This is a genomic window from Klebsiella sp. JN_Kp122 (genome assembly GCF_040062085.1).
Lineage (GTDB): Bacteria > Pseudomonadota > Gammaproteobacteria > Enterobacterales > Enterobacteriaceae > Klebsiella > Klebsiella aerogenes.
In genome coordinates this window covers 272987-296112 of the sequence record NZ_JBEAHW010000048.1, presented here as the reverse complement: position 1 = coordinate 296112, position 23126 = coordinate 272987, and the positions used below count along the sequence as shown (strand labels likewise).

Below are 23126 nucleotides of genomic sequence, written 5' to 3'. Positions count from 1 at the left end.
GATTCCCTTAGCCACGGGCGTGCATCATCACGCCCGTATAGCGTTATTAAGGATACTTAGCGGATATAATGAATATGGCGATAACGAATTAAGGCAGCAGTATTTTAAAAGCCTCGCTTTTTATATCGCGATATATTTTACCCAACACGCCCGATACCGTATTCAGATCTTTCATATCCGTTCGCGCCTGCACTAATATATCGCCAACATTAATATCTATAATCGCTTTTACCCGCTGGCCAAATTGTTTCACCGAATCCCACGTATCGTCATCGTTATCGTAAATCGTCCGCGACGCAAAATAACCGTGTGAAAACGAGGAGTGCAGCGGGTCGTGATTATATTTAGCCAGCGTGTCATGCACGTAGTTATCGTAAAAATCCAGCATCGTCGGCGAGCCCATCAGCGCCGCCCGCCGGGCATCGCCGCTTTTCTTGATCTGGATATATTCCGACTCCTGCGCCGCCACCAGCGGACCACCGAGCTGGTTGGTCTGCGTGGTGGGGATCACATCCAGCAGCACCTGGGCCAGCAGCGCCACGATACCGGTATGGGCAAAGTCATAGCCCCACGCCGCGCGGTCCAGCCGATCCTTATCGATAAACGGCACTTCACGCGGCCCTTCGCTTTCCGCGGGCGCCGCCGCCGACGGCAGCGCGCCGGTCTGCTCATTCAGCGCCTGCTGATAAAAAGGCTTACGCTGATAATACTTATCGGCGTATTGCGGGCTGGCAAAGCGCTCGGTGCGCCAGGCGGTAATCCAGCTCAGCTGGTCCGCCAGCATCACCTCCAGCGCTTTGGCCTTCAGCGGCACATACACCGGATCCGGCAGCTTGCCCAGCGGGCCGTTCTCCGGCGGCTTCGCGGCGGCGGCCGCGGCTTTCGCCTTATCGCCATCCGCCTTGTCGTGAGCCGCCTTCAGCGCGGCGACCGGATCCCGGCCCTGAGCTACGGCGATGGCCACCACCTCTGCTTCGTTGACGGCCGGCGTTTCGCTCTTCGCCCCCGCCTGCTGCGCCCCGGCCTGCTGCCAGGCGTTAAACAGGGCGATCGCCTGGGCGGAGATTTTGAATTGATCTGCGACATCCCCTTGCATTACCCGATATTTTTTACCTTTGGCGCCGCCGGGCAATACCTCCTCAGGTACGCTCAGCGGCGCTCCGGCATCGAAGGCGGCGGCATACATATCGTGCAGCACAATCTTTGACAGCAGGCTGGCGGCATCGGTCTGCACCTTACCGAGTTCTGTGGGTTTACAGTCGCCGCCGATATCGGCATGCATCCCGGGGTAGACCACCTCCACCGCCCCGGCAGGATATTTACCGTCCGGACCGCGGATGGAATCCAGCGGCAGGTCGCCGTGCTGCTCGTGGCCGGCGACAAAGTGGTAGCAGCTTTTTAAGAAGCCTTTGGTGGCCGGCAGCCGCAGGCTGTTGGCCGCCCAGCCCAGATGACCGGTGGCCGACGGCAGGATATGCGGCACGCCAACCGCGGAGACCGAATCCAGCAGCCCCATAAACTCGATACTGATGGGGATGCCCATCAGGGTCGGGCCGCCGGGTACCACGGTGCCCGCCGGCAGCATATTTGTCGCATCGAGCGGCATCTTTGCATCATCGAGCAGCGACTCCAGCCCGCGGGCGAAGGCGCGGGCGGTGGAGGCCCCCCGGCAGTAGCCGTAGACAAAGAGCTTGATTTTGGCGATGCGCCGCTGCGAGCGCTGGATATGCAGCCGCGTCGGCTGCCTCGGCCACTGGTTGACCACAGCCCCCAGATGGTCGTCGCAGAATTTGTCAAGCGCGCTTTTACGGTTGAACTTCTGGGTCAGCCGCGAGAAGGGCCAGACGGTGGCCATCTGAGGCCGAAAGATATCCAGTTCGCTGTCCTCAATTGCCTTTTTATTCACCGCATAGCAGATGCTGCTGTAGGTTTTAAGCAGCGCCTGGTTGATACGGTCCTCACCGCCGTTGGCAAACAGCTCGCCGTCCAGCGAGTAGTGCTCTTCACCAATCTCCGGAAAGCGCGCTCCACAGCCGGGAAAGTAATAACTGAAGTAACCATCATCCTCCGCCTTATCTAACCAGTTTGCCGCATGGTAGAGGCGGCCGATATTGGTCAGCGGCGGGTTTCGCGAGCCGTACACTTCATCACCATCTTCTTCATTACAACAGGTACCGTCGAAGAACAGGCTGATATGCAGGCTGGCCGGGCAGCCCGGTTCCGTTTTTTTGTCCGAGGGATCTTCGGACTCCCCGACATATCCCTCCAGGTACTGCCTGGCGTAGTTGCCTTCGGTCTGCGTTCTGCTCGCCGGCAGGCGCCCGCGCTCGTTGTATTCGGTTTTCTGCCGCGCAGAGTTATCCGCGGGCTTTTTGTCATCCGGCCCGGGAAACTTTGGCGGTAGGCTGGCCGCTTCTGCGGTGGAGGTTTTGACCGCGACCGGAGTGGCACCGGTCTGAAAGGCCGCAATAAGCGCCTTCAGGGCATTCAGCGTGGAGTCTGCGGTGTCGGACATACGACTTCCTCCTTGATATGTTTAAAAATGACGTTATCTGCTTTTTTATCCTCATCGGGCGCACGCTGTATCGGATATTCCGGAGATGAACGACCGTAACAGGAACGTACAATTCTTACCTTATCGCAGGGAAAGACATGCACTTCAAAGCCGCAACCCTGCCCTTTCTCCCAGCGCTCAATAGGCACGGTAATCGGTCCATGGCGCTGATAGTATTGTGAATAGTTGTCAGGCATATCGCTTATTTTCATCCAGGAATTAGGATCGGAAGTCCAGGTAATTTTTGCCGTCAGTCCCGGACGCCAGACATCAGGCACCATCACACAGCAGAAGCCGCCGCCGCCGCCGTAGGAATTGGCCCTTGGTCCCCCATAGCCGTTCACCTGCAACGAGACAATGGCATCCGGACCGTGGTTTAAGACGTTTATATCAGCGCCGCTCATCCCGTCGCGACTGTGATCGCGGCAGGCCGTCAGCAGGCAGAACAAAACGGCGGCCAGCACCGCCAGTCCGCCGGGTAAAATACGGATATGCTTTATCATTGATGTGTCCTTACAAATATAAAGTGATGACTTATTAATAAATGACGTCATTAAATGCTTGTATTTATGCTAATAGATGAACCCCCATATATAACTGGTAATGATATTTGTAGCGGTCAAATAAAATTGGCCGCTACAGACATTAATACCAGTTTTCCAGAGGTTAGAGCCGAGCAATATTGGTCAGCGGCGGGTTTCGCGAACCGTAGACCTCATCAGCCCCTTCTTCATTACAACAGGTACCGTCGAAGAACAGGCTGATATGCAGGCTGGCCGGGCAGCCCGGTTCCGTTTTTTTGTCCGAGGGATCTTCTGACTCCCCGACATATCCTTCCAGGTACTGCCTGGCGTAGTTACCTTCGGTCTGCGTTCTGCTCGCCGGCAGGCGGCCGCGCTCGTTGTATTCGGTTTTCTGCTGCATGGTTTTATCCGTGGGCTTTTTGTCATCCGGTCCGGGAAACTTCGGCGGTAAACTGGCGGCTTCCGCGGTGGAAGCTTTAACCGTAACCGGAGTGGCGCCGGTCTGAAAGGCGGCAATGAGCGCCTTGAGGGCATTCAGCGTGGAGTCTGCGTTATCGGACATACGATCTCCTCCTTGATATGTTTATAAAGTATATTTTTGGCTCTTTCCTTCCAGTCTGGCGGCGACTGGGGTACCGGATATCCCGGCTGTCCCGGCGGGATGCAGGAACGCACTATCCGCACCTTATCGCAGGGGAAAATATGCACGTCAAAGCCGCAAGCCTGTCCCTTTTCCCAACGTTCAATAGGTACAATAATCGGCCCATGGCGCTGATAGTGAGTTTCATAATCATCCGGCATCTCACTGGATTTCATCCAGTAATTGGGATCGGAGGTCCAGGTAATTTTTGCCGTCAGCCCCGGGCGCCAGACATCAGGCACCATCACACAGCAGAAGCCGCCGCCGCCGCCGTAGGAGTTAGCGCCTGGCCCGCCGTAGCCATTCACCTGCACCGAAACGATGGCATCCGGACCGTGATTGTAGAGGTTTAAATCGGCGCCGCTCATGCCGTCACGACTGTGGTCGCGACAGGCCGTCAGCAGGCAGAACAAAACGGCGGCCAGCACCGCCAGCCCGCCGGGCAAAATACGGATATGCTTTATCATTGATGTGTCCTTACAAATTTAAAGTGATGACTTATTAATAAATGACGTCATTAAATGCTTGTATTTATGCTAATAGATGAACCCCCATATATAACTGGTAATGATATTTGTAGCGGTCAAATAAAATGGGCCGCTACAGACATTAATACCGGTTTTCCAGAGGCTAGAGCCGGGCAATATTAGTCAACAGCGAATTGTGTATGCTAAGAGGCATAGTTTCCTTCGGTCTGCGTTCTGCTCGCCGGCAGACGGCCGCGCTTGTTGTATTCGGTTTTCTGCTGCGTGGAGTTATCCGCGGGCGTTTTCTCCTTTTCATCATCCGGCCCGGGAAACTTCGGTGGTAAGCTGGCCGCTTCTGCGGTGGAGGTTTTAACAGCGACCGGAGTGGCACCGGTCTGGAAGGCCGCAATAAGCGCCTTCAGGGCATTCAGCGTGGAGTCTGCGGTGTCGGACATACGATCTCCTCCTTGATATGATTTATAAGCACGTTTTGCGCTTTTTTTAGTCCGTCAGTCTCAGGCTGTATCGGATATTCAGGGGCCGCTCGACCATAGCAGGAACGCACTATCCGCACCTTATCACAGGGGAAAATATGCACATCAAAGCCGCATCCTTGTTCTTTATCCCAACGTTCGATAGGGACAGTAATCGGCCCATGTTTCTGATAGTGAGTTTCATAATCATCCGGCATCTCACTGGATTTCATCCAGGAGTTAGGGTCAGAGGTCCAGGTGATTTTTGCCGTCAGGCCCGGACGCCAGACATCTGGCACCATCACACAGCAGAAGCCGCCGCCGCCGCCGTAGGAGTTCGCTCTTGGCCCGCCGTAGCCGTTGACCTCCACCGAAACGATGGCGTCCGGACCGTGGTTTAAGACAGCTATGTCGGCGGCGCTCATGCCGTCGCGACTGTGATCGCGACAGGCCGTCAGCAGGTAGAGAAAAACGGCGGCCAGCACCGCCAGCCCGCTGGGCAAAATACGGATATGCTTTATCATTAATGTGTCCTTACAGAACTGATAATCGCCTATTGATGATCAAAAGGGAGGATATTTCATTCCTTAAAGTGGCTTTCGAACCAGGAAGCTAAATCGCCGATAAAATTCTGCTGATGCGCCTGCCAGCCGAGCTGCCAAAGGGTGTTAAATTTGTCCTCCTGGGTGGTAAAAAAGGTGCTGAATTTTTCAGAAACCGTAAATTGCTGGGCATCGATAGCGACATCCAGTTTCATCATTTGCTCATCGCTGAAATTAATCTTGATCGCCTCCGGGATCGTTGCCTGAACAGGCGAGCACTCGCCTTCCAGCCAGCAGATCTTGTTGTCTCTATCGCGATAGCTCCAGACATAAACCGGTTCTAAAAACCATGCTTTTTGCTCTTCAGTGAGCACATGCTGCATCAGCAACGGGAACATACGGGTATCGTAATAACGCACCAGGCCAGAACGGTCTTCCCATGCGCCGTCGGCCAGGTTGCGCAGGTGGGCGGCGAGCGTTGAAAAACTCAGCGGTGAGAGGAAGATCAGCAGACCCGGCTTGCAGGAAAATGCGGCGATCAGATCGGCGATCCACTGACGATGCTGCCAGCAGGCTGGCTCCAGCCGCATCAATAAAGGCGCCATCTCCAGCAGCGGCTCTTCCGGTTGCCCCTGATAGAGTGAGAACCACTGCACCGGAGGAGAAAGTCTATTTAAGCCATCCAATAACGGGTTGTCTAAAACGCCTTGATCGGCAATGAGATAGACGTCGCGCAGCGCGAGTTTGCGCGCAAATTGTTCCAGCTTGCTCATCCATTCCTGATTCATTAACGACATGTTCATTCCTTCTTGTCTTGAGGTTGCGGTGACGGGACTGCTGCGGTGACGATGCCTAGTGAGAGAGGGTGACGCGGATCGCGGGCGATCCAGCCGCAAGGCTGATGAAAGTGGCGGGCAAATATCGCCGCCAGTGCGATGGTGATGAGCTGCTCCATCTGCCCCGTCTCACCCCAGTTTTCATCCTGCAGCAGTTGGTTGCTGTTCCAGCCGCTTTGCGCCAGTTCCGGGATTTGCGGTTGTGTGAATGCGATACAGGGATCGGGCGGACGTTCAGCCCCGCTTTGCTGCATTGCCCGCTGACAGACCTGCTGGATATTTTCCACCGCGGCGCCTTCATAAACCTCGCCGCGGGTCAGCCGCGCCTCCCCCTCCCGGGCCAGTAACCAGAGCACGGCGGATTCCCCCGCCGGTCTCGCCGAATCCGCCGTCGCCGCCACCGACTGGCACCCCGCCACCAGAATGAAACATTCGTCGCCGGACTCATTAATGCGCGCGGTAATCTCCGATAAGCTGGCCTCGCCCTGCCAGGGTTCCGCCATATGCGGCAACTGAGCGGTGGGACAGCGCTTGCGCAGCTCGGCGCAAAATTCTCGCCACGCCGGTTCGCTGCCCTGCCAGTAACAGCCGCTCAGGCCGGGAAGTTGATGTTCGCCACGTTGCGCCAGCCATTGTTGCGCCAGCATTCGGGCTAGCTGCTGTTCACGCAGGTCGATATCGACGATGTCCGAGTGGATCAGTCGCAGCGCCCGCGCACCGGACTCCAGTTTCTCTTTTGGCGGCTGATGTTCTCGCTTCAGCAGCGTCTGCCAGCGCTCGGGTTCACATCCCACCGGCCCCAGCAGCACCGTTTCCACCAGCCCAACGCTATATTGATGCCGGGCCCACCACGTTTGATGATCGAAATCGATCAACCGCTGGTAGTACTGGGTGTAGTGAACCGACAGGCGGTAATAAAGCAGACGCAGCATCCAGATGATGAGGACCAAAAGCATGGCGCTAACGATTGCGACGGTTATTAACGCCCCGCCACGCGCTTCGGCAGGCATTAACGCCGCGCCTCCTCCGCTGATAAGCGTCATCCCCGCGCCGACGGACAACCACCGTCCGTTGTGGGGCGGCGTGGCGGTTTTGTAAGGCAGATAGTCGGTTAGCTGTCTCATAGCGCGACTTCGCAATCAGGGCGTGAACTCACCAGCGTACAGCCGCAGGCGCAATGATGCCCGTCAAGAGCCACCGGAGAACCATCCACTTCATACAGCGAGCTTCCTTCGGCTATGACCGTCAGGCCATGTTCATTGCAGCTCACCTGGTCGCCTTTGCAGGCGATGCCTTTACCAAAACAGAGATAATGGCCGCCGATCACCGTACCGCCATGCTCACGCAAGGTATCACCCTGCCGAATAATGGGTTTCAAGATCTGTTCCTCCGGGTAAGTTATATCAATGAGCGATTGTCAGGCGGCACGTGGTACAAAAGCCTGAGCCAGCTCTTGCGCACGAATCAGGCAGTCTTTACATATCGATGTGGGAAGATCGGGAAGCGGAAACGTCTCGCCGGCCGGCCCCTGCATCTTATGCGTGCCTTTAAAACTGAGCAGACTCGGGCTGTGAAGATGGATTTCTCCCTGCGGCGTCAGGCGAATGTAGCCGCCGCCGCAGCCCAGGGTGATGCCATTTTTGGCGGTAAGCTGCAGATGTCCCTGCGTTGACTGAACGGTAATATCCTTCAGTGAAGTGAGCGCCAGTGTGTCGCCGTGCGACTCTATCTCCAGCGGTCCTTTCACCGATACCATACGCATCCCTTCGCGGTGGGAAAGCAGCGAGATTGCGTTTTTGCTATTCACCGACAGCCGGTTGCCGCCGGCCAGCGCAATATCGCTGGCGCTTTGCAGGTACAACCCTTTACCACTCTGTAGCAGCGTCGTTTCCGCCGTCACGATGCCGATGCCTTTCGGCGCGCTCATCAGCAGGACGGGGCTCGCCAGGTTGACGGCTTTGCCGACGAACTGCTTTAACGTGCTGACATCCGGCGGGGTGTTGTAGTGGGTGCGGGCTATCTCCTGCCAGTCGTTGAGCTGAACAACGGCACTGCCGAGCAATTGACTCGCGGGATCCATTTCCACGGTCGCGCCCATCGCTTTCAGCTGTTCATCGGCGGTAATAAATATTCCCTTCCCGCCGCGGATCGCGCCGTAGCTGTCGGTGCGTAACTCAAATCCCTCACCGCGTGGCGTGTTCTGATGATCCACCAGGTGGCCGAGGTTGAGCTGGCTCTTGCCGCCATATTCGGTGCTGACCTTAACGTGCTCTTTACCCCGTGTATCATCGAGGCGAATCTTGTTGTTCGCCGGCGTGCGCAGCACGTTACGCTTGTAGTTGTAGAGCGTCACGAGGTCCTGGTGCGTGGAGTCGTGCAGCGCGCCGGCAATATAGGGCCTATCGGGATCCCCCTGCTCAAAAGCGATCGCCACTTCGGTGCCCGCTAACAACGGCAGATGCAGGCCAAAGGTTTCACCGGCGTAAGGGCGCGCCTGGCGCACCCACAGGCTTTCCTCCCCCGGCTGCCAGCGATCGCGATCGAACAATAAGTTCACCCGATAACGTCCGTCGCGATCGATATGGCCATAGAGATCGTTGATTTTGGTGCTGGTGACGCGCGCCGGCAGCGTCCCGGCCATTCTGGGTTTGCTGATGACCGCCGGGCGAAAGCAGTAAGTCTCTACGCAGGGAATAGCCTGAAACGTCATGACGAAGCTGCGGTCGCGACGGGCGCGACAGTGAATCGCAGCGATCGCCACCCCTTGCCGCCAGACGTCCGTCACCTCTTCGCCGCCGCTCACTTTTAGCTGCTGGCCGGGAGCCAGCGCCGCGCAGTTGGTTTCCCCATTCAGCCGCGTCTGCTGGTTGAGATAACGCTCATGACGAATACGGGCATAAAAGGCCCCGCTCTCCGGGTCCGGAGTATGCTGGAAGCGATTACCCGGCGTCAGATAGTTGTCCGCCCAGTGATAGGCTTCACCATAGGTGGTGCTATCGCCACGGCTGACATTGACGTTGAGATTCATATCCTCTGGCGCGTTACGGTAGTTATAGTCACGAGTAAAGACCGAACGCTCAACCACGTGGTGTCGGCTCTGTAAGTCCCACACCGATTCGCTCCCGCCGTCATGCTGCCCGGAGGGAGCGACCGAAGGCAACAACAGTCCCGTCTCGTAGTGTTGCTGGTCATCGTAGAACTCCGCCACATCAATATTCAGCCGGGTATCGGCGGTAAAGCGAAACCAGATCCCCACTTCACCCAACAGGCGGGAGATAAAGGTCAGATCGTCCTCGCCGTACTGCATCACCTGTTCACGGCGCGGGTATTCATGCGCCAGTTGAAAGACAAAATCTTCCCCGCGCATCTGGTGACGGGTTCTGAGAATGTGCTCCACAATCTGCGGCGCCGACATATCCTGATAAATCCGGTTCTGATGGCTCTTCGACAGTAGCGCCAGACGCGGCTGTAACGTCAAGGCGTAGCGCGTTTCCTCTTTTGCGGTGGAAAGCCGTTCAAAAGCGGTGATCACTCCCTGAAGAACGCGCACCGGCTGCTGGATCTTAATGCCAAATCCCTGGTCAACCGGCGCCTGCAAGGTCAGCGAGGCGTTTTGCAGCAACATCTGCTGCGGGGTGATAGCTTTATCGCTGCTGGTAAATTCAATGGTATAGCGGAAAGGCTCACTTAAGTTTTCCTCGCCTTCAAAGCACAGAACATCCAGCAACGAGTTACAACCATGCACCTGTAACAGATGATGGCTGTGGTTGAACAACAGAGGCTTTATGTCACTCATGATTTATTTTCCTGTATCAAACGCCATGCTCTTTATCTCCCTTCCGTCGCCTTCGGCCACGCTACCGCCCATCGCTGTTTCCTGTTGATAAGGAGCCCAAAAGCGCACAAGGTTGGGCAGATCGTGTTGACCCCGGTACCCGGCAACAAAAACGACGGACAGGAAAACCTGTCCGTACGAAGAGTCATGAGATGGTCGGTTTAGAAAGCGCCATCCGCCGGAGTTGAAGCGGAGTTCGTCGAAACCTGACAGGCGTCGGCCTGCGGCACCAGGCTAATTTCGACCCGGCGGTTCAGCGCCCGGCCTTGCTGCGCATCGTTGCTGGCAACCGGACGGCTTTCGCCATAACCCTGCACCGCAAAACAGCTTTCCGGCACGTCGCCGGTATCGCGCATCCAGTTACGCACCGATTCGGCACGCTTCAGGGAGAGTGTCTGGTTGGATTTATCATCGCCTACGCTGTCGGTATGTCCGGCGATGACGATTAGCCAACCGGGCCTGGCTTTGATCCCCACCAGCGAGTTCACCAGCAGCTTGGTGGACCCCGGTTTAAGCGTCCACTTGCCGGTGTCGAATAGCGACATGCTGTCGAGACGGACAATTTTCGGTACGATTTTTTCTACCGCTTTCGGCGGCGGAGGCGGAGGGACGTAGGAACGAATTGCTGCCAGTACCGGCTGACGCAGACGCTCGCCGCGATAGAGCCCAAGGCCCAGCGCCAGCGGCGCGCCATCACGCGCGAAGGCGTCCAGTTGCGCCGCATCCTGACGCAAAATCTGTACGGCGCGGGCTTTTGCGGCATGGTCGTCCATCGCCGTCCGTTCATAGCGCTGAACATCAAAACCAACCCGCTGGAGGAGTTGCTGGTTGTTCCATGCGCTGCAGCACAGCGCAATCAGGGCCGCGAGGGAGAACAGACAGAATGCCCGCCGTAGAGCACGGCTTTTCGGCGTGGTGCCGCCGCCCTGCGGCAGTATCGGTAAAATGAAATCCGGCAGTTTCCGCGTTTCTGCAGCAATTTCCGGTAACCAGCCCGGTAGTGAGTTGAGGGAAGTATGCTCAGACAGCCAACGCTGCCATAGATTATCCGCCACGGCAGGCGCCCCGGCTGGCGTGAAATGATACAGTACGACCGCCGGAGCGATCGGGGGAACATCGTCGGTGGCCGCCGTCAGTACGCTCAACGCTATCTGCTGCGTAAAGCGGGCAAGCGCATTTATCCTAAGCTGCGCCGCCAGGCGATGAGCGCCATCAGCCTGCATCAACCAGCTTGCGCTGCTGCACGGCACGCCGTCAGGCAGCCACACCTGCAACGTCTCTCCAGCACGCGCTGTCTGCCATAACGGTTCCAGCGATGCGCCGGACAGAGAGCTGTTCAGCAGTAACGGTATCGCCCGACGGGTATCGCCCCGCACCTGGGCAAGCTGCCAGCGCAACTCGCGTAGCCGCGTCGCCAGCACCGCGTCATCATCATGTTGTTGCGGCTGCATGCAGAACATCACCGCCAGTTGCGCGATGAGCGCCGGGCGCTCATTGCGCACATAACGCACCGTCTGCTGCAACGCGGCGGTGGCGACTCTCAGCCAGCACCCCTGAGCCGTACGGTAAACCGCTCCTTCTCCCGGCCAGTCCGCCGTGTCGCCGCAAACCAGCACAATCGGCAGTCGATACGGCGCCGACGGTAGCTCAACCAGCCAGTCGGCATCCGCAGGCCGTTCACGTTGTTGGCGCCCGACGTAGACCAGCCCGGCCGCTACGCCCGCCGCCGTCAACCCAACAGCCAGCACCCGGCTACCGGTGGATAACGGCAGAAACAGCAGGATCATCAACACCACCAGCAGACCGCTCCACAGCCAGAGCAGGCGCTGATAGCGCGCGCTCATTGTCCGCCTCCCTGTCGCAACGCCGCGACCAGGCCATCCAGCCAGTAGTTCAACCCCAACCACAACGCGGCCACCAGCACCAGCGACACGCCAATACTAATCGGCCAACGGCGCAACCAGTCTGCCAGACCGCGGCGGCCGGATAGATTCGCCAGAATCGGCTGCTGAGGATCGCCCGCAAACGGCGGTACCCGCTCGCCAAGCGCGCTGACGAGCGCTGTGCGCGCCGGATCATTGAGGCCATACCGCCCCTTAAACCCCAGCGCCAGCACCCGATGGAAACAAGTCAGAACGGCGTTATCCGGCGCCGGCTCGCGCAGCACCTGGCGGATGCGCTCATAGAGCGCATCTCCGGCTTCCATGCCGCCAAAATATTTAACCTCAAGCGGCCGATCGTACCAGGCGATACAGGCGTCATCTTCCTCATTGCGCCCTTTCGCGGTTTCATCCAGCAGCGCACACCACGCATAGAGGATATGCTGACGGTTCGCCTCGCTGATATCAGCGGTCACCAGCTGCGCCATCACCTGTTCAATGTTGTCTACACAACGCTGCCAGAGATGTTTCCCCTCCCCCTCGGCCAGTTTGGCGCCAAGGCGCAGTTCCGTCACCGTTAGCCAGCTATCCGCCAGCAGAGCATCAATATTGATATCCTGGGTCATGAGCGCAGCACCGCATAGAGTTCGAGTTCAGGGTCGCCCAGCAGGCCGGGCACGTAAAAGACGCAACTCCCTTCCGCCAGCATCGCCTGCGCCGCCGGATGAGTCATATCAAGGGTGAAATACTGATTCTCCAGGCGCAGCGGGATAGCGGCGGGAACATGACTCATGGCTTTCAGCGGAATGCCGGGCTGCGAACCGTTGACCACCCGGTCAACCTCATCGGGGCTACCGGCTTTACACTGTTGCGGAAACTGCTCCAGCAGTTGCGCCGCAGGTAGCGCGGAACGCACCGAGAGATAAAAATCGGCCTCTTCGCGCAACCTTGGATCGTGCAGACGGGCATGCCAGCGCTTACGCCGGTCATCGTGCGTCATTTCAATCGCCACAACCCGGGATGGCAGGCTGGCTTCGAGCAGTACGCCGAGTAATTTGAACAGCGGTGGAAAGACTTCCGTCAACGCCTGATGGCGATAGGGCGGAATATCCGCCGTGGTATGGTCAAGGGAGAAGGTCAACAGGCTGCCCGCCAGGCTGGCCAGCGCTTCATACAGCCGTTCCGGATGTACCTGCGGATGGCGCAGGAAATGGTTCAACACCGGCTCCGCGCTGTTAAGCGCGTTCAGCAGCCAAAACAGCGATACATCCGCTACCGCAAAATCCGCCATCCTGGCGTTGCTTTCCCTACGCATGGCCATCAGGCGTTGCAGGCGCACACCCAGTTGATTCGTCAGCTGTTCCGTTTGTTCGTGCAGCCAGCGGCTGGCCAACACTTTCAGCAGCGGCGGGATAAAGTCCTCATCCAACGACCAGCAATCCTGACTGTCGCGACGTAATCTGGCGACGGCGACGGTTTGATAATCGCCGTTATTGTCATCCGCTGTGCGCAGCGTCAGTTGCGCAAGCATCACCGCAATTTGTCGACTGTCTTCGCCGTATCTGTTGCGTACTTCTCGCCAGGCCAAACGCCAACGTACCGGCCGCTCTGCGCGTTGTTCCATCTGCAGGCAGTTGCCGCCGTTTTCATGCTCATGAGGCAGCGCCAGCACCACCGTTAATTCGCGGCTTTCCGCTTGCGGCAACACCATGACCTCAGGCAGCGCATCAGCATTATCGCTGTCGATAAGCGTTCCATCAGGAAAGCGTATGTAGAGGTGGCTGGCCTTCAGCTTCCCCTGTTTTAGCAATGCGGCGTCAAATTCGACGCGGATAATCCCCCAGGGATTCATCACGCCCAGACGGGCGATACATTCGCTTTGCCAGGCCGCCTGATTCACCTGTTGTTGAAAATGTTGTGGGGAGATCATCTGGCCCCTGCCCCACAGTGGTCGTAATGTCTTCATCGCACCTCCTGTGCGTTACTCTTGCTTCTTCAATAAGGTGTTCATCAATCCGATATTTAATTTCACCACGCTAACTGATTGGCGAACGGTATTTCGAAAGAGAAAAGTTGAATTATTATTATTGATATTTATTTTTTCTTGAATGATTAGCGGATGGGTTTTAATATTACTGAAACGACTCACGCTCAGGGATTTAAGCAACAGCTCGACAACCCTCTGTTCAATTTCGTTATGCAGTGCCAATTGTGAATGAATACGGGCACTGAGTCGCTCACCCGGAAAGGCGTCGTTCATTACATTCCTTATATATCCGAACCGTTTCAGAATGAATCGCTGGTTTTAGTTAACCACCCAGATTAATGAACTATATTTAGATTGATATCAAGAATATTCACCGCGAGAATAAAAAACAAAGCAACTGACAATTGCAATATGACAATATAATGCGTTGCAATAGGTGCTTTTCGCGGTAAATTAAACCAGAAACTTACTAACGGACGGGGCATGCGCCAATGATGCCTATTCCATTGATATAAATCATCACTTATCGCCAGGCCGCAGCAATATTGGCCTGAAAGGCTTTTTGTCACAATTATATTTTTGGCGAATTATTTACAAACACTCTACCTCGTCTTAAAGCGCACTAGCCGGAGAAATCTCCCTTCTACAGTGGAGAATGATTTTATTACCGGCAAGTAATATTCATTTAAATAATAGAACCCATTATTTACGCGCAATAATGGGTCAATCTCTTTTTTTCCCTTGACTCGGCTTATCCTATTGCCCGCATCAGCAACCCGACAATAAACGCGCCGCCAAGCCCGGCAGTGATAATACCAATCGGTAATTCTTGATTCGCTATCAGGCTTCGGCTGAGTATATCGCCGCCAGTGAGCAATATCGCGCCAAGCAAACCGCACATCGGCACGGCCATTCGATGCCTGACGCCAACGGCCCGACGCGCCAGGTAAGGCACCATCAGGCCGACGAAACCAATAACCCCGGTTATAGAAACCAGCAAAGCGGTAGCCAACGCGCAGCAGAGGAAGGTTTCGCTTCTCAACCGCTCAACCTCGACGCCCAGCGAGCAGGCCGTCTGTTCCCCCGCCAACAGCGCATCCAGCGCCCGCCAGCGGCGCAGGGTAAATCCACTCAACAACGCCAGGCTCAATAAGGGAATGAACAGGTTGTCCCATCGCGCCAGTCCCAGACCGCCCAATGACCAGAATAGCAACGAACCAGCCGCCCGCTGGTCGCCGGAAAAGACCAGATAGCTGGTCAGCGCGCTGAAAAGAAACGACACCGCCAGGCCACAGATGATTAACTGTTCCGCTCGCCTTAGCTGGTTGACGCGAAACAATATCATCACCGCCAGCGCGGATAATATCCCGCCGACGAAAGCCGAGCCCGGCAGCGTGAGTGGCCCCAGTACATCGCCGAAGCGGGTGATCACCAGCACCGCGCCAGCGGAAGCGCCTGAAGACAGGCCAAACAAAAACGGATCGGCCAGTTCGTTGCGTGTCGTGGTCTGTAAGAGCAAGCCGACGATCGCCAGCCCCGCGCCGGTTAGCGCCGCCAGCAGGACTCGCGGTAGGCGTAAGTCAATGACGATAGTTTTCACTATTTCGGCAACGGGAGCGGATGCCAGGCCCAACGCGGATAGCACCTGTCGCCACGAGAGTTCCACACTCCCCCACTGCAGACTCGCTATCATCATGCCGCATAAAACGACGGATGCCAGCGCCGTCCATAGAACAAAACGTTGCATTGACGGCCTCATTTCACGTCCGTGGCATATAAGAGGTGCGCCAGCTTCTCAACCGCCGCAATATTCGCCGGACCCGGAGTCAATTCAGCATACTGTAGATTAAGATAACGCTGCTGCCGGACGGCGGGCGTCTGTTTCATCAGGGGATGAGATTCGAGTACACGCTGCAGCGCCGCGGTTCCCGTGCCGGTTTGGTAATCGAGCAGAATAATCACCTGTGGTTCGCTGGCCGCCACCGCCTCCCAGCTCGTCGTGGTCCAGTTCGCGTCCAGAGTATCCATCACGTTGCGTCCCCCGGCCGCCTCGATAATGGCCGTCGGCATCCCGTACTTGCCGCTGGTAAAGGGCTTATCCTCGCCGGAGTCATAGACAAAGACCCGCTGAGGCAGCGTATTTGCTGGCCTGACAGGCAGGTTCGCCAGCCGACGTTTCCACCCTTCCACCAGCGCCTCGGCCTGTTGTTGCTTGCCAAAAATCTTACCCAACTTGAGTTCATCGTTATAAAGCAAACTCATGTCGGCTTTCTTTGCCTGCCCACCGGCCTGTACGCAACTCTCGCTCAATACCAACGTGTTAATCCCATATGGCGCCAGCGTCTGCGGCGTCACATCGCCGCCAATTTTCATGCCGTAGTTCCAGCCGGCGAAGAAAAAGTCCGGCCGGACCGCCAGCAGCGTTTCCAGCGACGGGTATTTAGGCGCCAGCTCGGGGATGGCCCCCATCGCTGCTTTGAACTGTGGTGTTAGTTTATACCAGCCGGTGATGCCGGTTAGCCCCACAATCCGATCCTGGAGATCGAGCGCGAAGGCCATTTCCGCCATATTAAGATCGTTAATTACCGCACGCTGTGGGGGTTGATTAAAGGTGATGGGTTTACCGCAGCTGTCCACGGTAACGGGAAATGGATTCGCTAACGCGAACGGGCTACTTAACAGCAGCCATAAAATAGTTAAAAGTCTATTCATATTTACTCGAGGTCATTAAGCGTGATGAGGAACTTCAAAAATGCGCAGCGCTTTACCGCTCACGGGATGCGCCACGCGAAAACTGGTCATGCCAAAAACCGGATAGCTTACGCTGGGGTGCAGCGCAGCCTCGGGTACGTCGCAAATCACCTGCTTGCCGTGGTGGATAACCAGCATTCGGTCGGCAAAGGCTTCAGCCGCGGCAAGATCGTGTAACACCGCAATCACCGCCACCTCTGTGCGCTTTACCAGGGTAAGCAACTCGCTTCTCGCCAGCGGATCGAGGTGATTGGTCGGCTCATCCAGCAATAGTAATTCGGGGGATTGCGCCAGCGCGCGGGCAAGCGCGGCGCGCTGACGCTGACCACCGGAGAGGTTGCCCAGCGGGCGATGGCGTAAAGGCTGCAGACCCGTATCACTAATAACGCTATCCACGATGCGCCGTCCCTGCGCCGAGGACGGTGATTCGCGATACGGTAAACGGCCCAATTGAACATACTCTTCCACCGTCAGGCGCAAATCGGGGATATCGTTTTGCGACAGGAAGGCAATATTCCGCGCGCGCGCTTGTGGCGACAGATGCCGTAGTTGACACCCCTGCCAGTACAGCGTTCCTTTATCCGGATTGACTTCGCCAATAATGGCTCTTAATAGGCTCGACTTACCGCTGCCGTTAGGTCCAATAACCGCCAACTTTTCCCCGGCTCGGAGTGAGAAATGAATACCGTCAAGTATTACCGTCCCCTTTTTGACAGTCAGACTCAGCCCCTTGATGCTAAGTATTTCAGTATCACTCTTAAGCATACTTATCGATTTTATTATGTTATAACATAACAACTATGTACCACAGCCAGCTCGTCTCTGCAAAGGGGGTTGCATAATTTGTTATCGCAATACTTTAAAAAAGGTCTTCAGTGCCGGAGCGTACACTCCCAGGTCGCCTTCCGGACAGAGATTCGCTATCATCCCCCCTCCCCCTTATGCAGCGCCTGCCCATGTCCACCGTCATTGATACCTTTATCGCCCCACCTTGTTCCGCGCAGATTAAGATCCTCTACGAGGACGCGCATTTGTTGTTGATCGACAAACCCAGCGGCCTGCTCAGCCTGTCGGGTAAGAACCCGCAGAACCAGGATTCAGTTCATCATCGCCTGGTGCGGGATTTTCCGGGATGCACGCTGGTGCATCGACTCGATTTCGGGACGTCCGGGCTGATGGTGGTCGCACGTAACAAAACGATCAACGCCGCGCTGTGTCAGCAGTTCAGCCAGCGGGCGGTAAGCAAGGTCTATCACGCCCTGTTATGCGGACATCCAGAGGAAGATGAAGGGATTATAGACGCGCCGATTGCCAAGGATCCGGCGCTGTTTCCGCGCATGGCGATTAGCGCGCGTAATGGTAAACCGGCGCGCTCGCGCTATCAGGTGCTATCACGGGAATGGTTGCCAATAGCCGGTGGTTCGCTGGCGGTAACGCGCGTGCGGCTGCTGCCGGAAACCGGACGCACCCATCAGCTACGCATCCACTGCCAGCATCTCGGCTATCCGATTCTCGGCTGCGATCTCTACGGAGGGCTGGTGGAGCATCAGGCCTCACGCCTGATGCTCCACGCCAGTGAACTGCATTTTCATCATCCGGTCAGCGGTAAAGCGATAGCGGCGTGCCAGCCCAGTCCTTTTTGATTCGTCAGGCGCAAATCACTTTTATCGCCAGCCCGCCGCGCGAGGTTTCGCGATATTTATCGTTCATATCTTTGCCGGTTTCATACATCGTCTCAATAACCTTGTCGAGACAGACCCGCGGCTCGCTGGTACGACGGAGCGCCATCCGCGCGGCGTTTACCGCCTTCACCGCATTGATGGCATTGCGTTCGATGCAGGGAATTTGCACCTGTCCGGCCACCGGATCGCAGGTCAGACCGAGGTTATGTTCCATCGCAATTTCCGCGGCGTTGCATACCTGCGCCGGGCTGCCGCCAAGCAGTTCTGTCAACCCTGCCGCCGCCATAGAGCAGGCCACGCCAATTTCGCCCTGACAGCCAACTTCTGCGCCAGATATAGAGGCATTCATCTTATACAGTGAACCGATAGCCGCCGCAGCCAGCAGATAGCGGGCAATCGAGTTGGCATTGACCGGGCGGCGAAACTTGTCGTAATAGGCCAGAACCGCCGGAATAATCCCGCATGCGCCATTGGTCGGCGCAGTGACGACCCGGCCGCCGGCGGCGTTCTCTTCGCTCACCGCCAGCGCGAACATATTGATCCAGTCGATAACGTTCATCGGGTCGCGGGAAAGGCTGTCGCTGGCCACCAGCTGTCGGCGCAGCGCAGCTGCTCTGCGCGGTACGTTGAGCGGCCCCGGCAGCACGCCCTCGGTATTCATTCCCCGCTCAATACCGTTATGCATCACCGCGTAAATGGCGGCGAAACCGGCCTCGATTTGTCCCTTATCGCGCAGCGCCAGCTCGTTTTGCATCATCAGGCCAGAGATGGAAAGGCCATTGTGCTCGCACAGCTGAAGCAGTTGATGGGCGGAGCGGAAATCAAAGGGGACCGGCGTTGCAACATCGTGAGTCTGGCCAAAACATGCCTCCTCAACGATAAACCCGCCGCCAATTGAGTAATAGGTTTTACTGAGTAGCGGTTGCTGATGATCCCAAGCGCTGATGCGCATACCGTTCTCATGGCGTGCCAGCGCGCTATCATGAAATACGATGCTCTCCGGCAGCGGGAAATCGACCTGTCGGCTCCCCTTCGCCACCGGTAGACGGCCACTCTCTGTCACCCGCTGAATAAATCCCGGGATGGCGTCAATATCGACATCCTGCGGACTATTTCCGGCCAGCCCCATGATGATGGCGACATCGGTCGCATGCCCTTTGCCAGTGAGCGATAGCGAACCGTACAGATCGACGACAATGCGCGTAGTCTGCGCCAGGTTGCCGCGGGTCGCCAGCTCGGTGATAAAACTTTTTCCTGCATTCATCGGCCCCACCGTATGGGAGCTCGAAGGGCCAATACCAATTTTGAAAATATCGAAAGCGCTAATCATATTCACACCTCGGTTTACCGTGTAGTGAAGACCAGGTTTCATAGCCACGAAAAAAATGGGGCGACCATGATCGTCGCCCCGTGCGTTACAGCGCCTGGGTGAAGGTTCGCGAAATGACATCCTGCTGCTGTTCATGGGTCAGCGCATTAAAGCGCACCGCATAGCCAGAGACGCGGATGGTCAGGTTCGGATAATTTTCCGGATGAGCTATGGCGTCCAGCAGCATCTCGCGGTTCATCACGTTGACGTTCAGATGCTGGCCGCCCTCGATCCGTTCTTCGTGGTGGAAGTAGCCATCAAGCAGACCGACAAGGTTGGTTTGCCGGACGCTCGCCTCTTTGCCTAACGCCGCCGGGACGATCGAGAAGGTATAAGAGATTCCATCCTTCGCGTAGGTGAACGGCAGCTTAGCCACGGAAGTCAACGAAGCGACCGCCCCTTTACGATCGCGGCCATGCATCGGATTTGCCCCCGGCGCAAACGGCGTACCGGCGCGGCGGCCATCCGGGGTATTACCAGTTTTCTGACCGTACACCACGTTTGAGGTAATCGTCAGAATCGACTGCGTCGGCACCGCGTTACGGTAGGTCGGCAACACCTTAATTTTCTTCATAAAGCGTTCAACGAGATCGCAGGCAATACTATCGACGCGCTGATCGTTATTGCCGTACTGCGGATACTCGCCTTCAATCTCAAAATCGATCGCCAGGCCGCTGTCGTCGCGGATGGGTTTCACCTTCGCGTGCTTAATAGCCGAAAGCGAATCCGCCGCCACCGACAGACCGGCAATCCCGCAGGCCATGGTGCGGTATACATCGCGGTCGTGCAGCGCCATCAGCGAGGCTTCATAACTGTATTTATCATGCATGTAATGAATGATGTTCAGCGCGCTGATGTACTGCACCGCCAGCCAATCCATAAAATGATCGAGGCTGGCCATCACTTTGTCGTAATCCAGCACGTCGTCCATCAGCGGCGCGGTTTTCGGCCCGACCTGGATTTTGAGTTTCTCATCCACCCCGCCATTGATTGCGTACAGCAGCGTTTTGGCGAGGTTGGCGCGCGCGCCGAAGAACTGCATCTGTTTGCCGATGACCATCGGGCTGACGCAGCAGGCAATGGCGTAATCATCACTGTTGAAATCGGCGCGCATCAGGTCATCGTTTTCATACTGTAGCGAGGAAGTGACGATCGAAACCTGGGCGGCGTATTTCTTAAAGGCAATCGGCAGCGCTTCAGACCACAATACGGTAAGGTTAGGTTCCGGCGCCGGGCCCATGGTGTGCAACGTATGCAGATAGCGGAAAGAGTTTTTAGTCACCAGCGTGCGGCCATCCAGCCCCATCCCGCCAATCACTTCGGTTGCCCAGATGGGATCGCCGGAGAACAGCGTGTCGAATTCCGGCGTACGCAGGAAACGCACCATGCGGATCTTCATAATGAAGTGGTCGATCAGCTCCTGGGCCTGTTGTTCATTGAGGATCCCGGCGTGGAAGTCGCGCTCGATATAGATATCGAGGAAAGAGGCGGTGCGCCCAAGCGACATCGCGCCGCCGTTTTGCGATTTCACCGCCGCCAGATAGGCGAAGTACAACCACTGTACCGCTTCCTGGGCGTTGCGCGCCGGGCGGGAGATATCACAGCCATATTTCGCCGCCATCTCCTGCATTTGCAGCAGCGCGCGGCGGTGCTCCGCCAGCTCTTCACGCAGACGAATAGTGGCTTCCAGATCCTGCCCGCGCTCGAGCGTTGCCTGCAGATCGGCAAACTGCAGCTCACGTTCACGCACCAGGTAGCGAATGCCGTATAGCGCCACGCGGCGGTAGTCGCCAATAATACGCCCGCGGCCATAGCCGTCCGGCAGGCCAGTCAACACGCCGGATTTACGGCAGCGCAGCATATCGGGCGAATAGGCGTCAAATACCCCCTGATTGTGGGTTTTACGCAGCTCGCTAAACAGATATTCAAACTGGCTATCCATTTCCCGGCCATAGGCATCAAACGAGCTTTTAATCATGTTAATGCCGCCAAACGGATGTAGCGCGCGCTTGAGCGGTTTATCCGTTTGCAGACCGACAATTTTCTCCAGCGCCTGGTCGATATAGCCGGCATCGTGAGCGGTAATGGTGGTGGCGATATTGGTATCAAAATCAACCGGCGCGTGGGTGGCGTTCTCTACGCGAATGCCGGCCATCACTTTTTCCCACAGCGCGGTCGTCGCCGGCGTCGCCTGTGCGAGGAACGATTCATCCCCGGTATATGGCGTATAGTTGTGCTGAATAAAGTCACGGACATTAATTTCTTCTTTCCAGTCCGTACCGTTAAATCCGTGCCATGCTTCGGCGTACAGCATATCGCTGGTATCGATATTTACCTTCATGAAAAATAATCTCTCTACAGGACAACAACGTAATTAAGCAAATTCCAGGGATGCATTAATTTTGCCTAAATGAATAGCATCGAGCGCAATCATCTTCTCTTCATTGGTGGGTATGACTGCAGATATCACTCGAGCCTCGCGGGAAGAGATAATGCGTTCACCGGCGGAGTTGGGTTGTTTATTTAACGCATCGTTCAGGCTGACGCCAAATACCGCTAAATGCTCAATCACCAGTTGGCGGATTAATACCGAATTTTCGCCGATGCCGCCGGTAAAAATAATCGCGTCAAGGCGGCGTAGCGAGGCGGCATGACCCGCAATGTGGCGGGCGATACGATGCACAAAGGTTTTAATCGCCAACCGCGCGCGTTCATGCCCCTCATGCCAGGCTTTTTCCAGCACCCGCAGGTCGGATGACAATCCGGATATCCCCAACAATCCGGACTCCTTATTCACCACGCGTTCCAGATCGCTGAGCGTCTGGTTAGTTTCGCTGGCAATCCACGCCATCGCGCCAAAATCGACATCCCCGCTGCGGGTACCCATCATCAGGCCTTCCAACGGCGTCATGCCCATCGAGGTGTCCACGCTGTGGCCGTTGCGTACCGCACAAATCGACGCGCCGTTGCCAAGATGAGCAATGACCAGCCCGCTATCCTGCTCGGGTAAATCAAGCAGCGCCAGCGCACGCTGAGCCACATAACGGTGCGAGGTGCCGTGGAAACCATAGCGACGCACGCCCAAGCGCTGGTAATAGTCCCACGGCAGGCCGTAAAGAAATGCCTCTGGCGCCAGCGTCTGATGAAAGCTGGTATCAAACACCGCCACCTGCAGTACGCCGGGGAATAACTGCTGCGCTGATTCAATACCGCTGAGATTGGCGTAATTATGTAGCGGCGCCAGCGGCGACACCTGGCGAATATTGTCGATAACGTCATCGGTAATGATCACCGATTCGGTAAATATACTGCCGCCGTGCGCGATACGGTGGCCAATTAACGCCACGCTATCAACTAAATCGCGTTTTTCTAATTCAAATGCGATCGCCTTCAATGCGCCCTCATAGCTGCGGTGAGCCAGCTTAGCCGGCTCTCCACCATTTATTGACAGGAACGCATTTTCAGAATTAATGCTATCTGCAATACCAGCCATTAATACTTCACAGCTGGCGGCATCAAGTACTGAAAATTTAATTGAAGACGAGCCGCAGTTAATGACCAGTACTACCGGATATTCATTCATGTC

21 protein-coding genes are annotated in these 23126 nt (G+C 56.4%); 1 reads left to right on the top strand and 20 read right to left on the bottom strand.

Annotated elements, in window-relative coordinates:
* Positions 1-88: 88 nt before the first annotated feature.
* The 17 genes from ABLU78_RS23935 to ABLU78_RS23855 form a co-directional block, all read right to left on the bottom strand.
* The gene (locus ABLU78_RS23935; protein ID WP_048228899.1) at positions 89-2515 is read right to left on the bottom strand and encodes a DUF2235 domain-containing protein; all 2427 of its coding nucleotides are present in this window, start codon (positions 2513-2515) and stop codon (positions 89-91) included.
* Entirely contained in the window at positions 2488-3057 is a 570-nt protein-coding gene (locus ABLU78_RS23930; protein ID WP_045387464.1) for a DUF3304 domain-containing protein, read from the bottom strand. The genes ABLU78_RS23935 and ABLU78_RS23930 overlap by 28 nt, the downstream gene beginning before the upstream one ends.
* Positions 3058-3220: 163 nt before the next feature.
* Positions 3221-3640 carry a hypothetical protein gene (locus ABLU78_RS23925; RefSeq protein WP_348820669.1) on the bottom strand — a complete coding sequence of 140 codons (420 nt, stop codon included), beginning with the start codon at positions 3638-3640 and terminating at the stop codon, positions 3221-3223.
* Positions 3613-4185 carry a DUF3304 domain-containing protein gene (locus ABLU78_RS23920; RefSeq protein WP_048228903.1) on the bottom strand — a complete coding sequence of 191 codons (573 nt, stop codon included), beginning with the start codon at positions 4183-4185 and terminating at the stop codon, positions 3613-3615. The genes ABLU78_RS23925 and ABLU78_RS23920 overlap by 28 nt, the downstream gene beginning before the upstream one ends.
* A gap of 203 nt (positions 4186-4388) precedes the next feature.
* Positions 4389-4640, bottom strand: coding sequence for a hypothetical protein (locus ABLU78_RS23915; protein ID WP_048228905.1), 252 nt, complete (start codon positions 4638-4640; stop codon positions 4389-4391).
* Positions 4613-5182 (bottom strand): DUF3304 domain-containing protein, encoded by a 570-nt coding sequence (locus ABLU78_RS23910; RefSeq protein ID WP_048228906.1) that lies wholly within the window; start codon positions 5180-5182, stop codon positions 4613-4615. Before ABLU78_RS23910 ends, ABLU78_RS23915 begins: the two co-directional genes overlap by 28 nt.
* 56 nt (positions 5183-5238) lie before the next feature.
* Positions 5239-5997 (bottom strand): DUF4123 domain-containing protein, encoded by a 759-nt coding sequence (locus ABLU78_RS23905; RefSeq protein WP_048228908.1) that lies wholly within the window; start codon positions 5995-5997, stop codon positions 5239-5241.
* 2 nt (positions 5998-5999) lie between these two features.
* Positions 6000-7160 (bottom strand): hypothetical protein, encoded by a 1161-nt coding sequence (locus ABLU78_RS23900; RefSeq protein ID WP_048228910.1) that lies wholly within the window; start codon positions 7158-7160, stop codon positions 6000-6002.
* A complete protein-coding gene (locus tag ABLU78_RS23895; protein ID WP_015366096.1) occupies positions 7157-7414 on the bottom strand; it encodes a PAAR domain-containing protein in 258 nt (85 codons plus the stop codon). The genes ABLU78_RS23900 and ABLU78_RS23895 overlap by 4 nt, the downstream gene beginning before the upstream one ends.
* A gap of 39 nt (positions 7415-7453) precedes the next feature.
* Positions 7454-9832: a type VI secretion system Vgr family protein gene (gene vgrG, locus ABLU78_RS23890; protein WP_048228912.1), complete on the bottom strand. Its 2379-nt coding sequence runs from the start codon at positions 9830-9832 to the stop codon at positions 7454-7456.
* A gap of 200 nt (positions 9833-10032) precedes the next feature.
* Positions 10033-11715 (bottom strand): OmpA family protein, encoded by a 1683-nt coding sequence (locus tag ABLU78_RS23885; protein ID WP_048228914.1) that lies wholly within the window; start codon positions 11713-11715, stop codon positions 10033-10035.
* Positions 11712-12377, bottom strand: a complete 666-nt coding sequence (gene tssL, locus ABLU78_RS23880; RefSeq protein WP_048228915.1) for a type VI secretion system protein TssL, short form — start codon at positions 12375-12377, stop codon at positions 11712-11714. Before tssL ends, ABLU78_RS23885 begins: the two co-directional genes overlap by 4 nt.
* On the bottom strand, positions 12374-13717 hold the full coding sequence (gene tssK, locus ABLU78_RS23875; protein ID WP_032714779.1) for a type VI secretion system baseplate subunit TssK: 1344 nt from the start codon (positions 13715-13717) through the stop codon (positions 12374-12376). The genes tssL and tssK overlap by 4 nt, the downstream gene beginning before the upstream one ends.
* Before the next feature lie 15 nt (positions 13718-13732).
* Complete coding sequence (locus ABLU78_RS23870) at positions 13733-14011, bottom strand: hypothetical protein (RefSeq protein WP_045360639.1); 279 nt, start codon at positions 14009-14011, stop codon at positions 13733-13735.
* Positions 14012-14489: 478 nt separating this feature from the next.
* On the bottom strand, positions 14490-15485 hold the full coding sequence (locus tag ABLU78_RS23865) for an iron ABC transporter permease (RefSeq protein ID WP_072206526.1): 996 nt from the start codon (positions 15483-15485) through the stop codon (positions 14490-14492).
* A gap of 8 nt (positions 15486-15493) precedes the next feature.
* Positions 15494-16450, bottom strand: a complete 957-nt coding sequence (locus ABLU78_RS23860; protein WP_032708449.1) for an ABC transporter substrate-binding protein — start codon at positions 16448-16450, stop codon at positions 15494-15496.
* A 15-nt stretch (positions 16451-16465) separates the two neighbouring features.
* On the bottom strand, positions 16466-17254 hold the full coding sequence (locus ABLU78_RS23855; protein WP_098949183.1) for an ABC transporter ATP-binding protein: 789 nt from the start codon (positions 17252-17254) through the stop codon (positions 16466-16468).
* A 191-nt stretch (positions 17255-17445) separates the two neighbouring features.
* Here ABLU78_RS23855 and ABLU78_RS23850 point away from each other — a divergent pair, with 191 nt between their 5' ends.
* The gene (locus tag ABLU78_RS23850; protein WP_048229304.1) at positions 17446-18132 is read left to right on the top strand and encodes an RluA family pseudouridine synthase; all 687 of its coding nucleotides are present in this window, start codon (positions 17446-17448) and stop codon (positions 18130-18132) included.
* 4 nt (positions 18133-18136) lie between these two features.
* On the opposite strand, the gene tdcG is transcribed toward ABLU78_RS23850, so the two are convergent.
* The 3 genes from tdcG to tdcD all read right to left on the bottom strand — a co-directional run bounded on the left by tdcG (position 18137) and on the right by tdcD (position 23123).
* Entirely contained in the window at positions 18137-19501 is a 1365-nt protein-coding gene (gene tdcG, locus ABLU78_RS23845; RefSeq protein WP_045387476.1) for an L-serine ammonia-lyase, read from the bottom strand.
* 85 nt (positions 19502-19586) lie between these two features.
* A complete protein-coding gene (pflB, locus tag ABLU78_RS23840) occupies positions 19587-21881 on the bottom strand; it encodes a formate C-acetyltransferase (RefSeq protein WP_048228916.1) in 2295 nt (764 codons plus the stop codon).
* Positions 21882-21914: 33 nt separating this feature from the next.
* Entirely contained in the window at positions 21915-23123 is a 1209-nt protein-coding gene (gene tdcD, locus ABLU78_RS23835) for a propionate kinase (protein WP_048228917.1), read from the bottom strand.
* Positions 23124-23126: the final 3 nt, after the last annotated feature.